The 13,390-nt window shown below is 54.1% G+C and carries 14 protein-coding genes, 2 tRNA genes and 1 riboswitch; of the genes, 9 read left to right on the forward strand and 7 right to left on the reverse strand.

Annotated features, from left to right (window positions below):
* Positions 1-14: 14 nt before the first annotated feature.
* On the forward strand, positions 15-392 hold the full coding sequence (locus ACNQ6O_RS05750; protein ID WP_418052303.1) for a RidA family protein: 378 nt from the start codon (positions 15-17) through the stop codon (positions 390-392).
* Positions 393-840: 448 nt separating this feature from the next.
* Here ACNQ6O_RS05750 and ACNQ6O_RS05755 read toward each other — a convergent pair.
* A tRNA-Cys gene (locus ACNQ6O_RS05755) sits at positions 841-914 on the reverse strand.
* A 50-nt stretch (positions 915-964) separates the two neighbouring features.
* A tRNA-Gly gene (locus tag ACNQ6O_RS05760) sits at positions 965-1,040 on the reverse strand.
* A 242-nt stretch (positions 1,041-1,282) separates the two neighbouring features.
* Here ACNQ6O_RS05760 and ACNQ6O_RS05765 point away from each other — a divergent pair.
* On the forward strand, positions 1,283-1,987 hold the full coding sequence (locus ACNQ6O_RS05765) for an START domain-containing protein (RefSeq protein ID WP_418052304.1): 705 nt from the start codon (positions 1,283-1,285) through the stop codon (positions 1,985-1,987).
* A 13-nt stretch (positions 1,988-2,000) separates the two neighbouring features.
* Here ACNQ6O_RS05765 and ACNQ6O_RS05770 read toward each other — a convergent pair whose 3' ends face one another.
* On the reverse strand, positions 2,001-2,732 hold the full coding sequence (locus tag ACNQ6O_RS05770) for a murein L,D-transpeptidase catalytic domain family protein (RefSeq protein WP_418052305.1): 732 nt from the start codon (positions 2,730-2,732) through the stop codon (positions 2,001-2,003).
* 159 nt (positions 2,733-2,891) lie between these two features.
* Positions 2,892-2,986, forward strand: a riboswitch (TPP riboswitch).
* 53 nt (positions 2,987-3,039) lie between these two features.
* Here ACNQ6O_RS05770 and thiB point away from each other — a divergent pair.
* The 7 genes from thiB to ACNQ6O_RS05805 are packed head-to-tail and all read left to right on the forward strand — an operon-like array spanning position 3,040 to position 9,876.
* Positions 3,040-4,044 (forward strand): thiamine ABC transporter substrate binding subunit, encoded by a 1,005-nt coding sequence (gene thiB, locus ACNQ6O_RS05775; RefSeq protein ID WP_418052306.1) that lies wholly within the window; start codon positions 3,040-3,042, stop codon positions 4,042-4,044.
* 4 nt (positions 4,045-4,048) lie between these two features.
* On the forward strand, positions 4,049-5,719 hold the full coding sequence (thiP, locus tag ACNQ6O_RS05780; protein WP_418052307.1) for a thiamine/thiamine pyrophosphate ABC transporter permease: 1,671 nt from the start codon (positions 4,049-4,051) through the stop codon (positions 5,717-5,719).
* Positions 5,712-6,326: an ATP-binding cassette domain-containing protein gene (locus tag ACNQ6O_RS05785; protein WP_418052308.1), complete on the forward strand. Its 615-nt coding sequence runs from the start codon at positions 5,712-5,714 to the stop codon at positions 6,324-6,326. Before thiP ends, ACNQ6O_RS05785 begins: the two co-directional genes overlap by 8 nt.
* 36 nt (positions 6,327-6,362) lie before the next feature.
* The gene (locus tag ACNQ6O_RS05790; RefSeq protein ID WP_418052309.1) at positions 6,363-7,514 is read left to right on the forward strand and encodes an MlaE family lipid ABC transporter permease subunit; all 1,152 of its coding nucleotides are present in this window, start codon (positions 6,363-6,365) and stop codon (positions 7,512-7,514) included.
* 3 nt (positions 7,515-7,517) lie between these two features.
* A complete protein-coding gene (locus ACNQ6O_RS05795; RefSeq protein ID WP_418052310.1) occupies positions 7,518-8,330 on the forward strand; it encodes an ABC transporter ATP-binding protein in 813 nt (270 codons plus the stop codon).
* Complete coding sequence (locus ACNQ6O_RS05800) at positions 8,330-9,268, forward strand: MlaD family protein (RefSeq protein WP_418052311.1); 939 nt, start codon at positions 8,330-8,332, stop codon at positions 9,266-9,268. The genes ACNQ6O_RS05795 and ACNQ6O_RS05800 overlap by 1 nt, the downstream gene beginning before the upstream one ends.
* A complete protein-coding gene (locus ACNQ6O_RS05805; RefSeq protein ID WP_418052312.1) occupies positions 9,265-9,876 on the forward strand; it encodes an ABC-type transport auxiliary lipoprotein family protein in 612 nt (203 codons plus the stop codon). The genes ACNQ6O_RS05800 and ACNQ6O_RS05805 overlap by 4 nt, the downstream gene beginning before the upstream one ends.
* A gap of 24 nt (positions 9,877-9,900) precedes the next feature.
* Here ACNQ6O_RS05805 and pgsA read toward each other — a convergent pair whose 3' ends face one another.
* The 4 genes from pgsA to ACNQ6O_RS05825 all read right to left on the reverse strand — a co-directional run bounded on the left by pgsA (position 9,901) and on the right by ACNQ6O_RS05825 (position 13,356).
* Complete coding sequence (gene pgsA, locus ACNQ6O_RS05810) at positions 9,901-10,470, reverse strand: CDP-diacylglycerol--glycerol-3-phosphate 3-phosphatidyltransferase (protein WP_418052313.1); 570 nt, start codon at positions 10,468-10,470, stop codon at positions 9,901-9,903.
* Positions 10,471-10,477: 7 nt separating this feature from the next.
* Positions 10,478-12,337: an excinuclease ABC subunit UvrC gene (uvrC, locus tag ACNQ6O_RS05815; protein ID WP_418052314.1), complete on the reverse strand. Its 1,860-nt coding sequence runs from the start codon at positions 12,335-12,337 to the stop codon at positions 10,478-10,480.
* The gene (uvrY, locus tag ACNQ6O_RS05820) at positions 12,321-12,983 is read right to left on the reverse strand and encodes a UvrY/SirA/GacA family response regulator transcription factor (RefSeq protein ID WP_418052315.1); all 663 of its coding nucleotides are present in this window, start codon (positions 12,981-12,983) and stop codon (positions 12,321-12,323) included. Before uvrY ends, uvrC begins: the two co-directional genes overlap by 17 nt.
* A gap of 124 nt (positions 12,984-13,107) precedes the next feature.
* On the reverse strand, positions 13,108-13,356 hold the full coding sequence (locus tag ACNQ6O_RS05825) for a hypothetical protein (RefSeq protein WP_418052316.1): 249 nt from the start codon (positions 13,354-13,356) through the stop codon (positions 13,108-13,110).
* Positions 13,357-13,390: the final 34 nt, after the last annotated feature.

Here is a 13,390-nt window from a genome sequence, read left to right on the forward strand (position 1 = left end):
AAGGAAGAGCAAACATGATTAAAACAGTAAAAACTGAATTATACGCGTCCCCATCACCACTAGAGTGGGCAACCATTGGTAACGGCATATTGTTCACTGCTCAGATCCCTATTGATGACCAAGGGAAAGTTGTTGACGGCGGTATTGAAGCCCAAACACGCCAGACCATGGAAAACCTGCGTCACACACTGGAATGCGCAAACACAAACCTCACAGATGTCACTCAGGTTTTGATTTACGTTACCGACAGATCGCACCTGCCGGTTGTTAACAGAATCTACGCAGAGTACTTCGAAAAACCTTACCCTAACCGTGCTGCTTTGGTAATAGCCGGCCTGGCTCGAGAAGAGATGCTGGTTGAATTGGTCGTCTATGCGGCTGTCGAAGATTAACCATTAAATGACTGCACCAAAACATTTCCCTGTTTGAAATCCCCAGCAAGCTAGGCCGGTTACCCGGCCTAGCTGTTCAAGCTGACTCTATCCGCTTACTCTAATCCTAGATCCATCCCTGAGCAGTACTGTAAATTTCACTGAAATGCTTCATTAGGACCCCGACGCTCTATTCGCGACAACACCGAATTGTCCGTTACCATTGGCTGGCGCAGTATCTGTTCGACAGCACCGAAGAAGTTCAAAGGAGAAAACAACAAGGGCGACCACGAGAGCAAACCAATGCGGAAACACTACCGATTGATTCGCCCACCAGAGCGTTCGAAATCGACGTTAAAATCACTGAGAGACACGGAGAGAAAATGAAATCGATGTCGCCATTTTGTCGCCATCGACACGCCGGTTAAGACAGCAAAAGGCTAAGCGATTGAAATAAAAGGGTAAAAAATGGAGGCGCGGGTCGGAATCGAACCGGCGTACACGGAGTTGCAGTCCGCTGCATAACCACTCTGCCACCGCGCCGGGTAAGCCTTTTCGGGCTTTGCTCTCAGGGGGCGTGAGAGACTTGGAATTGGAGCGGGAAACGAGATTCGAACTCGCGACCCCAACCTTGGCAAGGTTGTGCTCTACCAACTGAGCTATTCCCGCTCTTCGTTTAAGAGGCATTGCCTCGTCAACGGATGCGTATTCTACGGATTACTCCGGCGCCGTCAACAACTTTTTTCAACCTTTTGTTTTTTCGCACTATTTGGGCATTTTTTAGCCAAACCTCAGGACTTGTTTGCCTTTCGCCTGGCTGACCCGGTCATTCCCGCCATAGATTACCCCCATTCGTTAGCCGAGAATCGCCGACTTTAGCAATTCCGATCTTATAAAGGCCTGTATTTACTATGCGACATTTCAGTTTTTCGACCCTGGTATTTCTTGCCCTGACATTATGCAGTGTAAGCCCTACCCTCGCCTCTGATTGGGTCGTCAAGCAACAGGGTGACAAGCGGTCAGACATCACAACCTATGTTCGTGATACTGAAAACTCCGCCATTAAACAATTCCGGGGAGTGGTTGAAACTCAGCACTCCATGTTTTCAGCCATGTCGGTCATTAACGACATTTCCGTGTGCCAAGAGTGGATCTACAACTGCCAGGAAGCTCGCTACCACTACGCGGAAGACGGCGAAAAATTTCTTTGGATGATGTTCGATGGGGTATGGCCAGCATCGGATCGCGACTTGGTGATGAAGTCGTCGTTCATACAAGAAGACGTTAATGGCCCGGTCACCGTTCAATCGATTGGCCAGCCAGGTGGCGCGCCGGAGCAGGCGGACTATGTTCGGATTCCGATGCTGAACAACAGCTTTTATATAGAACCACTTGCAGACGGCTGGACGCGCATCACGTTCACTACTCAGGTCGATCCGGGTGGGCTTGTGCCGGCATGGATTGCGAACATGGTCGCGACAGACGCACCCATTCGCACCCTGGAAGGGCTTCAGAAGATGATGAACAAGGAACCGTTCAAAAACTACAGCGAGGAGAACCTGCCAACAAAACTGATTGAGAAGCACAATCTGCGCTTCTCAACCTTGGGTTTTTAAGAATTTCGTCGAATTACGAGTTATTACCCTGTGCCTGACTGGCTTCGGCCATTTGGGCGGGGGCATCGCAATTTAAGAAACTGGAACTCTGCAGCCATTCCTGGTCCGGATAATAGGTAAACACCAGCTGTCCGCCTTTCAGGTTATCCACCACAGAACGAATCACTTTCCGGTCGACCGCTGGGCAACCGTGACTGCGCCCAATCCGGCCATAGTCTGCCACCCAGTTCGGGCTGACATAGTCTGCGCCGTGAATAACAATCGCTCTTTGGCGAGCCAAGTCGTTTACACCAGGCTCCAGCCCATCCAAGCGTAATGCGTAGCCATGGGCCCCACTGTAGCTTTCGTTGCCTTTGAACAAGCCAATACTGGACTGGTGGCTGCCCTCGATATTCGAGAACGCACGGGCTTCCACATCACCAGAATTTTTTCCGTGGGCAACCAGATCCCTGAGCAGCAAATCTCCCTGCTCCAGATCAAAAATCCACATCCGTTCTTCACTGGACGGCAGTGAAAAATCGATAACCGCCAACCGCTCCGGCATAGCTACGCCGTTGTTGACCGCACACTGCGTTGCCTTAACTGCCGCACCTAGCACCTCTGACTTCAAGTACGGTGCAGCCCCAGCCAATTTATCGAGAAGTTCGTTATCAAGGGCTTCCGCATTACCGTGTGCGGAAAACGACAAAAGGACTGCCAGGCCTGCTCCCAATGAAAAAGGGTGTCGTTTCGTGTGCAAAGACATACGCACATTACCTCAAGGTTTAAGATAGTTTGGTAGCTGACTGAAAAGGTGCCTCATTCTAACAGCGTATTTTGAGACTTTCGTCTTTCCGTACATTTTTTAACCTTTAGCCTACAAACCCCTCGAATTTGTCCTACCACAGCGCCATGATAGAATTACTCCAACTCAACGGGGTGCCCTCTATCGGGGCTGAGACCACACCCGCGGAACCTGACACGGATAATACCGGCGAAGGGATTGAGTCGCACTGAACTTCGCAGTGTTTGCCGCGGCATGGTTACTCCCCCTCTTAATAAGGATGCCGCACATGCTCAATCGCTTATCTCTACTGCTGTTGGCCGTTACCTTACCGTTGGCCGCTCACTCGGCCGAGCGCCCTGTCCTGAACGTGTATACCCATCCGTCCTTCGCGGCAGAATGGGGCCCCGGGCCCGGTGTGAAAGATGCCTTTGAAAAGCAGTGTGACTGCACCCTTAACTACACCGTTCTGAACAGCGGTGGCGATATTTTGCAGAGGCTGCGTTTGGAAGGAGCTTCAACCCCTGCGGATGTTTTGTTGGGGCTCGACACCGCAACAATGGAAACAGCCCTTCAAACCGGCATGATTGGCAAGCACGAACGGGCTCTGGACGCATTGGATTTGCCCATCGACTGGAACGATGCTCACTTCATTCCTTACGACTGGGGTTACTTTGCGTTCGTGTACGACACTCAGCAGCTGGCAGAACCACCTGCCAGTTTCGATGCGCTCATCAATGCACCCGATGACCTCAAAATCATCATCCAGGACCCGCGCACCAGTACCCCCGGGCTAGGTCTGCTACTGTGGATGCACTCTGTCTATGGCGATGAAGCCGCTCAAAAATGGGAACAGCTGAACGGCAAGATTCTCGCGACAACACAAAGCTGGAGCGACGGTTACTTTTCACTGTTCATGAACGGCGAAGCGCCCATGATCCTTTCCTACAGCACCTCACCCGCTTACCACATGGCCGTAGATAAAACCGACCGCTATCAGGCCGCGCAATTCGAAGAAGGCCATTATCTGCAAGTGGAAGTTGCCGCGTTGGTCGAGTCTTCCAAACAAAAAGACTTGGCGCGCCGCTTTCTGGATTTCATGCTGACCCCGGATTTCCAAGAGCATATTCCCCTGAAGAACGTGATGTACCCGGCCATCGATCTTGGCGCAGATTTGCCTGAGGTGTTTGATCGGCTGATTACCCCCGAGCACACGTTCTTCATGGCACCGGCTGAGGTTGCAAGCCAACGCCGCCAGCTGGTCAATGATTGGCTGGATGCAATGACACGATAACACCGTGCCCTATTCCCTCAAACCCGTGCCACTGAGCCATCCAGGCTGGCAGCTCGTCCCTGGCCAAGTGCTTGGACTGGCGCTATTGCTGTTGGTCGCCCTGGGCCTGGGCAGCATGCTGATGACCGCCGGTAGCCTTGATCTGGCAACGGTTTTCAAAAGCCGCTACTTGCGGGGTGTGGTGTGGTTTACGGTATGGCAGGCCATGTTGTCTGTTTTGCTCAGCCTGGCACTGGCTCTGCCTATTGCCCGCGCTTTAGCCAGGTACCGAAGTTTTCCGGGCCGCTCGGCGCTGCTCAGAGTGATGGAGCTCAGCTTGGTGTTACCCACCATCGTCGCGGTTTCCGGCATTATTGGTGTGTATGGCCGGCAAGGCTGGGTCACAGGCTTGTTGAATGAATGGTTCCCCGGGCATGGCTGGCATCTCTATGGCTTGAACGGCATCCTGCTTGCCCACGCTTTCTTTAATGCCCCTCTGGCCGCAAGAGTTTTGCTGCAATCACTGGAAGCGGTACCTCCATCGCGCCTTCGGATTGCCTCGCAACTCGGGCTTCGCGGCTGGTGGCTGTGGCGTTCGGTTGAATGGCCGGCCCTGCGCCCGGTGCTACCGGGGCTGAGCGCTCTGGTATTCACCTTGTGCTTTACCAGCTTCGCCATCATCATGACACTCGGCGGCGGTCCCGCGGCCACCACCTTGGAGGTGGCGATTTATCAGGCGTTGCGGTTCGAGTTCGACTTCCCGCAGGCGGCGGTATTAGCCGTCATACAATTGCTGATTTGCGGTGGTTTGTGGTGGCTGGTATTCCGCCAGCGCCTGGAATCCTCTCTTCTTCCTAACCGGCAACTTTCCCACGCGGTACCCCTGAAGGCCTGGTCGGGTCAGCCAGTGCTCTATGCGGTTCTGCTGTTTGTATTCAGTCTTTTCTTGCTGTTGCCCTTGCTCGCCATCGGAATCCGTGGCTTTCCGGCGCTGCTGGCCCTGGATGCCGGCGCTTCAATCTACGAGCAACTGCTTCCCGCCACTGGGCGCAGTTTGCTGATTGCCTTACCCGCTGGTTTTGCCTCGGTTGGGGCCGCGCTGATGATTCTGGCCTCGGCCAACAAAGCGAAAAACCCGGTATTGAAAGCCATCCCTACCACCACCGGTTACCTGCCGTTGATTGTCCCGCCCATCGTGCTCGGGACCGGGCTTTTCCTTTTGCTTCGCCCGGGCTTGGGCAACCACGCACAGGGTTGGGTGCTAGTGGCGTTGATCAACAGTTTGATGGCCCTGCCCTTCATTATTCAGGTATTACGCGGCCCATTGAACAGTCTCGATAGCCACTCACTTCGTGTCGCTGACCAACTCGGCATATTGGGCTGGTACCGTTGGCGCTGGATTTATTGGCCCTTGTTGCGCCGCCCAATCGCGCTAGGCCTGGCTTATGGCATAGCTCTGTCGATGGGGGATTTCGGCGTCATCGCACTCTTTGGAAGCCCCAGCCAACCAACCCTGCCAGTTTTACTGTACCAGCAGCTGGGCAGCTATCAGGTATCAGCAGCAGCTGGCACCGGTTTATGGCTGCTGATATTGCTGATATCTATTTTCGGCCTCCTCTCAGCCCTAGGCCGCCCGCCTGCAAACCTCCGAAAAAATCGTTTGCCCGAAGCAACTCTGGAGCCTGAGCATGCTTGATGTAGAACACCTGAGTTTTCGCTACCCGGGTCAAGCCGACGGCTGGGAGTATCACTTCTCGCTGCAACCCGGCCATTGTGTAGCGATTCACGGCGCTAGCGGTACCGGCAAAACCACCCTGCTGAACCTAATTGCAGGTTTTCTTCAGCCCGATTCCGGCAAGATCCATTGGAAGGGGAAGCCCATTCAGCATCTGGAGCCTTGGAACCGGCCGGTTACCAGCGTCTTTCAAGAACACAACCTGTTTGAACACCTAGACGTGGCTACGAATATTGGCCTGGGGCTGCACCCAGGCTTGAAGCTGACCTCAGAACAAAAGCAACAGATCGAACAGGGCCTTGAGCGCACCGGGCTTGCAGGTTTCGGCACGAGAATGCCCGGTGATCTTTCCGGCGGGCAACGACAGCGAGTGGGTTTGGTGAGAGCAATTCTACGCCGACAGCCTTTGCTGCTTCTGGATGAGCCGCTAACCGGCTTGGACAATGAGGCAAAAGCCTGCCTGAGAGCCATGCTCTTGGAAGAAAAATCTCGGGGCGTCGCCTTGGTGCTCGCCAGCCACGACGAAGATGACCGAAAGTTACTGGCAGACTCCTACTGGAATCTCTAAGCTTGGAGTGAACTGTTACAGGGCTGGTTTTATTCAGTGGCGATCCATTCCGGACATCCTTCGACATCACCAGAACAAAGCGCAGGCAATGTTGAGCTTAACGGCGCTTCATTGGTGCTCAGTGGCGACTGGACGCTGACTTATTACACAGCCCTGTCCCGCCTGGTGCAAACCGTTCAGGAGAAGGACCTCGCGAACGTCTCGCTGGATGTCTCTCAACTTACTCGAGTAGATACTGCAGGTGCCTCCCTATTGGTTAAACTGATGGGAGGCCCAGCGCTTGTTGAGGCACTGAATAACTCGGAAATCGCCAACGAGCAACAAGCGCTGATTACAGCGGTTGCTTCAGCAATGAAGAACGAGGTATTCCAACCTCCCAGGGTAAACCCGGTACTGGGTTTTCTGGCAGACATCGGCCAGAAAGTGACGGCCGTTGCCCAGCTTCTCTGGCTTTTGGCCGGCTTCATCGGCGAAACCTTGTCCACGTTGTTTTACATCTTGCCTCGGCCAAGCCGCTGGCGTTTTACCTCCTTCGTCGCCGCCGTGCACGATACCGGGTTGAACGCGCTGCCCATTGTTGCCCTACTCACTTTTCTCGTCGGTTCAGTGGTCGCTTTTTTAGGTGCGACGGTCCTGCAGGATTTTGGTGCCACCATCTACACCGTAAACCTCGTGGCTTTTTCCTTCCTTCGGGAATTTGGCGTTCTGCTGGCTGCCATTTTGTTAGCCGGCCGGACCGCCAGCTCCTTCACCGCACACATCGGTGCCATGAAGGTTAACGAGGAACTCGACGCCATTCGAACGCTGGGCCTGAACCCCGTGGAGTTATTGGTGGTTCCCCGCGTTTTGGCAATGATGGTGAGCCTGCCGGTACTGACCTTCGTCGGTATGATTTCAGGCATGATTGGCGGTGCCGTGGTGTGCGCAATCACTCTGGAGATTCCGCCTAGCCAGTTTATGGCGATCATTGAACGAGACATTGGCTTAACGCACTTTCTGGTCGGGATTGGCAAAGCGCCGGTGTTTGCGTTTTTGATCGCAGTCATTGGCTGCCTCGAAGGATTCAAGGTGTCTGGCAGCGCTCAATCCGTTGGCGAACACACCACCTCAAGCGTGGTTCAGTCTATTTTTATGGTTATCCTGCTGGATTCAATCGCAGCGTTGTTTTTCATGGAAATGGGCTGGTAGCGCATGACCGAATCTCGCACGCAACGTCACTCTCCCGGCACGCCGATCATTCAGGTGCGCGGTTTGGGTACGCGCTTCGGCAGCCATGTTGTTCATGAGAACTTGGATCTCGATTTATATGCGGGCGAGATATTGGGCGTGGTGGGCGGCTCAGGAACCGGAAAATCAGTTCTTCTGAGAACCATTGTCGGGCTGAACACACCCAGTGCCGGCCATATCCGTGTATTCGATGTGGACCTGACCGAGCTATCAGCCATGGAACGTTCGTTGTACGAGCAACGTTTCGGGGTGCTGTTTCAGGGTGGTGCCCTGTTTACGTCTCTGAATCTGGTTCAGAACATATCAGTACCCCTGATTGAGCATGCCAGGCTGAGTCGGGCTGAGGCGGAAGAGTTGGCTCGCATGAAACTTGCACTGACCGGATTGCCACCCGAAGCCGCTTTGAAATACCCCTCCGAGCTGTCGGGGGGCATGGTAAAGCGCGCCGCGCTGGCTCGAGCCTTGGCGCTGGACCCGGAGATTCTGTTTCTGGATGAGCCGACTGCGGGGCTGGACCCTATTGGCGCAGCCGCGTTTGACGAGCTGATCGTGACCCTGAGCAAGGCGCTGGGGTTAACGGTTTTCCTGGTTACCCACGATTTAGACACGCTCTACTCAACCTGTGATCGTGTGGCGGTGTTGTCACAACGAAAAGTTTTAGTCGTCGACACCCTTGACCGGGTTGCCCAAACCGATGACGCTTGGGTGCAGGAGTATTTTCACGGCCCCCGCGGGCGCGCCGCCGGAAGCAAGCTGGTACAACAGGAGTTCAGTTAATGGAGCCAAAGGCCCACCACGTTGTTATTGGATTTTTCACACTGGCAGCGGTGGCGGCCGCCCTACTGTTCGCTTTGTGGCTCGGAAAATCCTCTGCTGACCGGGAATGGGCCTATTACCAGATTGGCTTTGATCACCCTGTCAGCGGTCTGACCAAGGGGAACCCGGTGCTTTACAGCGGCATTCAGGTCGGCGATGTTATGGACCTCACTCTGGCACCCGATAACCCCGCCCATGTTCGCGTGTTGGTCCGTGTTCATAAGGAAGTCCCCGTGCGCGCCGACACCAAAGCCGGTCTGATATTGGCAAACATCACTGGAAGCATGAGCATCCAATTTACCGGTGGTACACCTCAAAGCCCCCAACTTCAGGGCTCCCGTGAAAATCCGCCTTTAATTCTCGCGGAGCCGTCGGCACTGAACAACCTACTGAATAACGGCGAGGCCATGCTCGCTCAGGCTGAACAGCTTCTCACCAACATGAACCGCTTACTGGCTACCGAGAACATCGACAATGTCTCGGCTCTGCTTGGCAATGCACGAGAAGCGAGCGAATCCCTCCTTGCCAACCGAGACGCGCTGATTGCACTGATGGAGCAATTTAATGTTGCCGCGGTTCGGGCAGAGGAAGCGGCGATCAAGGTTTCTGGCGTTTCTGACAATACCCGAGCGGTACTCAACGACCGGGTTGTGCCGGTGCTGAACGCTATGGATACCGCCATTTCAACCCTGCAACCCTCTCTGGATCGAGTAAACCGGATCACTGCCAATAACGAGCACGCGTTGGACGCGGGGCTGCAAGGGCTTTCACAGCTTGACCCTGCCCTGAGAGAGCTTAGATCCACTTTGCGTAGCCTGAATAACCTGACACGCAGGCTCGAGCAAGACCCTGCAGGTACGCTATGGGGTAGATCAACCATCAAGGAGTTCGAACAATGAACACAGGTCTGGCCCGGCTTGCTGTCGTTGTGACAGTATTGAGCACCGCCGCTTGCACAGTTCTTCCCCGGCCTGAGCCACCCCGAGTGATGAGTTTGGCGAGTGCACCGTCGCAAGCGACGTTCGACCAAGTGTTACCGGTCAACATTCGTGTGGTTACGCCATTGGCTTCAGACCCGGTGGACAGCTCCAACATTCTGTTAAAGCCCACTCCTTACGAGTTCCTGGTCTACAAGAAAGCCCGCTGGAGAGACAGCTCACCGGTGGTTATTCGTGACCATTTAGCGCAACACCTGCGCAACAGCCACGGATTCCGAAACATTGTGGTCGACACCAGTACGGCAACAACCGGGTTAACCCTGTTAACGGAACTCTCGGCGTTTCACGTAGACCAGAGGTCAAACGAATATAAGGTAACCCTCCAGTTACACGCCGAACTCACCGGGAATCGCAGTAACGAGAGCATGTGCATTAACAACTGGGCGATTGAAGAACCGTCTGCCGGCGCTGATCTGGATTCATCGGTGGAAGCGTTTTCTAGGGCCGGCAACCTTCTGGCTCATGAACTTACAGAGTGGGTGTGGAACTGTGTTCAACGGGCGCGGTGAACCGCACCCGACAGGAAAGCGAGGTTAAACCTCGCTATTGTCCTCAATCGCCTTCGGGAACAAGTCGTCCCAGGCCGCGTGCAGATACAGGTACATAGACCAAAGGGTCAAGACCGCTGCGATATACAACAAGCCGATTGCTACGTCGGCTAGGAAATTGCCCGGCGGGAACGCGAGCAAACCAACAATGGCTGAAATCTGAGCCGTAGTTTTGATCTTGCCAATGTAAGATACCGCCACACTACCTCGGCTGCCGATTTCAGCCATCCATTCCCGCAATGCCGAAATCACGATTTCACGACCGATAATGATCGTGGCCGGGATGGTGAGCAGCACTGCAGAGTATTCTTCAATCAGTACCGCCAACGCCACGGCTACCATCAATTTATCCGCGACCGGGTCCAAAAAGGCGCCGAACGGCGTGCTTTGATTCAATCGCCGCGCCAGATATCCATCCAACCAGTCCGTGATCCCCGCCAACGCAAAAATCGCTGCACTCGCCATATAACTCCAGCTCGCCGGCAAATAGAAAACCACCACGAACACCGGAATCATGACGATGCGGGACAGGGTAATCAGGTTCGGTACATTCATGGTGTTCCTATTCGTTATGCAGTGCTGCGTAAATGGTTTCGGCCAGTGCTTTGCTGATGCCTTGCACCTTGGCAATTTCGTCCACTCCGGCTTTGCGGATACCCTGTATACCGCCGAAGTAGCGTATCAATTCTCGCCTGCGTTTTGGCCCTACGCCCTCAATGCCTTCAAGGGTGGACTGCCGGCGTTTTTTGTCGCGCCGCGCTCGGTGCCCGGTAATGGCAAACCGGTGCGACTCATCCCGTATGTGCTGAATCAGGTGCAACGCCGGTGAATCGGCTGGCACTCTGAAGACAGCGTCGGTCATAGCATCGATCAATTGTTCCATGCCAGCCCGACGAGTGACACCCTTAGCCACGCCAATCAGCGGAATATCGGAAATATTCAGTTCTTCAAACACTTCTCGGGCGATGTTCAACTGACCTTTACCGCCATCGATAAAAACCAAGTCGGGCTTTTTGCCTTCGCCATTGGCTAACCGACGATAACGGCGGCTAAGCACCTGGCGCATGGCAGCATAGTCATCCCCCGCCTTCACGCCTTCGATATTATAAAGCCGATAGTCGCTTTTGAGGGGGCCATTCTCGTCGAAAACCACGCAGGATGCGACGGTATTTTCACCATGACTGTGGCTAATATCAAAACATTCCATTCGACTGGGGGTTTCAGTCAGTTCGAGCAGGTCCCGCAGCGCAAGCAATCGCCGGTACACCGTTTCTTTGCTGGCGAGGTGCGTCAGCAGGGTCTGCTGGGCGTTGGTCATGGCTAACTCAAGCCAGCGTTTACGCTCACCCCGAACGTTGCCGCGCACTCTGGTCTCGCGATTAGCGGCCTCCGTAAGAGCTTCCGCTAGAAGCTCCTGCCCCTCCACTTTCACCGGCACCAAAATATCGTTTGGGATTTCCCGGCGGGTATCACCACCAAAATAATACTGACCAAGGAACGCTGCCAGCAATTCGCCTTCCGTCTGTTCCAAAGAGAATTTCGGAAAGTAATCCTTGGTACCCAGCACTCGTCCGCCCCGCACAATGATCACCACAATACACACCACGCCGGCATCCTGAGCAATGGCGATCACATCGGCATCACCGCCCTCCCCGTCAACCGACTGCTGCTCCTGCACATGGCGCAAGTGATTGACCTGATCGCGGTAGGTTGCCGCTTTCTCAAACTCGAGTCTTGAGGATGCCTCTTCCATCGCGTTCATCAGATCGCGGATGATCACCGGGTTCTTGCCTTCCAGAAACATGGTGGCACGCCGGATGTCCTGCTGGTATTCCTCCGGGCTGATGTACTCAACGCAGGGCGCTGTGCAGCGGTTAATCTGATACTGAAGACAAGGTCGATTCCTGTTTCTGAAATAGCTTTCATTACAAGATCTTATCTTGAAAACCTTCTGTAGAACATTAAGACTTTCTTTAACCGCCCCAGAGCTCGGAAAAGGTCCGAACCAGGTTCCGCCACCCTTTTTAGTCCGGCCACGACGGAAGGTCAGCGACGGGTAATCGCTATGCGAAGACAAATAGATATAGGGGTAGGATTTATCGTCCCTAAGCAGAATGTTATACGGCGGCCGCAGAGATTTGATCAGGTTTTGTTCAAGCAGCAGAGCTTCGGTTTCGCTGCCGGTGATCGTCACTTCAATCGAATGAATCTTGCCAACCAATGCTTCGGTTTTCGGGGCCAACCCCGTTTTACGGAAGTAACTGCTGACTCGGTTTTTGAGGTTACGCGCTTTGCCGACATACAGGATCTCCCCTGCACTATCGTACATACGATAGACACCGGCGCGTTCAGAGAGTTGTTTCAGGAAGCTCTTGCTGTCGAACTCCCCGGGGGTTTGATTGGGGTCAGACGGTGTCGGCATCCAGCAACCCAAGCCGTACTGCCATCAGCGCTAATTCTACGTCGCTGGAAATCTCGAGCTTTTCGAAGATCCGGTAGCGGTAACTGTTCACGGTTTTCGGGCTCAGACAGAGCTTGTCCGAAATATCCTGAACTTTCTGGCACTCCACCACCATCATGGCAATCTGCATTTCACGCTCCGACAAGCGCTCGAACTTCGACAGCTCGCCGTCTTCATCCCTATCGCCACCACCAAGAGAATTAAGTGCCATCTTCTGGGCAATCTCAGGGCTGATATAACGCTGACCGGAATGGGCCTTACGAATGGCACGAACCATTTCCTGAATGTCCGCACCCTTGGTGATGTAGGCCGCCGCGCCGCTTTGCATCACGCGAGCTGGGTAAGGGTCGTCAGCGCAAGCGGTAACCACAATGATTCGAATAGAATCATCCAGCCTGATAATCCGGCGTGTGGCTTCAAGCCCTCCAATACCCGGCATACGGATATCCATCAGTACGATGTCCGGGCGCGCTTTGCGTACGAAATCGATCGCATCTTCACCCGAGGATGCCTGGCCAATCACATCAATGTCAGGATTGTCAGCCAACATGCGGGTAATACCGGAGCGCACCAACTCGTGGTCATCAACAACCAGAACCCTGATCAAAGCTCACCTCACCAACAGGAAACGTATAAAGCGACTCAATTGTACCCATTACCGGTTCCACCGCATAGGCAAGGAGCTCAAAACCTTGGCCTACGTCAAACCTTGCACCCTTGAGTTTAGTGCGTCAGGTCGGGGAGCCCAAACTTGCCGTGTTTTCGACCGGGTCAAACCACACCACAAGTTCCCCACTCCGAATAGCCGCAAGTATGCGACCGAGCTCTGCCAACGGATCTTCGGTATCGTTTAATCCGTGGTACCGGGTGCAATACTCTTCAGCCAGCCCTCCAAGCTGATCCTCGGTGAGCAAGCTGGCTTCAACGATAAACTTTTCCTGACGCGGATCCGACTCAGGTCCATTAGCATAATCGCTCATCATTAATCCTTTCACGCTACCTTCAAAAGCCCCA

Origin of the sequence: Marinobacter sp. SBS5 (genome assembly GCF_048285575.1) — a bacterium.
Taxonomy (GTDB): domain Bacteria; phylum Pseudomonadota; class Gammaproteobacteria; order Pseudomonadales; family Oleiphilaceae; genus Marinobacter.

Coding starts and splice junctions, on each gene's coding strand:
- ACNQ6O_RS05750 (WP_418052303.1), top strand. CDS start 15: ATGATTAAAACAGTAAAAACTGAATTATACGCGTCCCCATCACCACTA.
- ACNQ6O_RS05765 (WP_418052304.1), top strand. CDS start 1,283: ATGCGACATTTCAGTTTTTCGACCCTGGTATTTCTTGCCCTGACATTA.
- ACNQ6O_RS05770 (WP_418052305.1), bottom strand. CDS start 2,732: ATGTCTTTGCACACGAAACGACACCCTTTTTCATTGGGAGCAGGCCTG.
- thiB (WP_418052306.1), top strand. CDS start 3,040: ATGCTCAATCGCTTATCTCTACTGCTGTTGGCCGTTACCTTACCGTTG.
- ACNQ6O_RS05785 (WP_418052308.1), top strand. CDS start 5,712: ATGCTTGATGTAGAACACCTGAGTTTTCGCTACCCGGGTCAAGCCGAC.
- ACNQ6O_RS05795 (WP_418052310.1), top strand. CDS start 7,518: ATGACCGAATCTCGCACGCAACGTCACTCTCCCGGCACGCCGATCATT.
- ACNQ6O_RS05800 (WP_418052311.1), top strand. CDS start 8,330: ATGGAGCCAAAGGCCCACCACGTTGTTATTGGATTTTTCACACTGGCA.
- ACNQ6O_RS05805 (WP_418052312.1), top strand. CDS start 9,265: ATGAACACAGGTCTGGCCCGGCTTGCTGTCGTTGTGACAGTATTGAGC.
- pgsA (WP_418052313.1), bottom strand. CDS start 10,470: ATGAATGTACCGAACCTGATTACCCTGTCCCGCATCGTCATGATTCCG.
- uvrC (WP_418052314.1), bottom strand. CDS start 12,337: ATGCCGACACCGTCTGACCCCAATCAAACCCCCGGGGAGTTCGACAGC.
- ACNQ6O_RS05825 (WP_418052316.1), bottom strand. CDS start 13,356: ATGAGCGATTATGCTAATGGACCTGAGTCGGATCCGCGTCAGGAAAAG.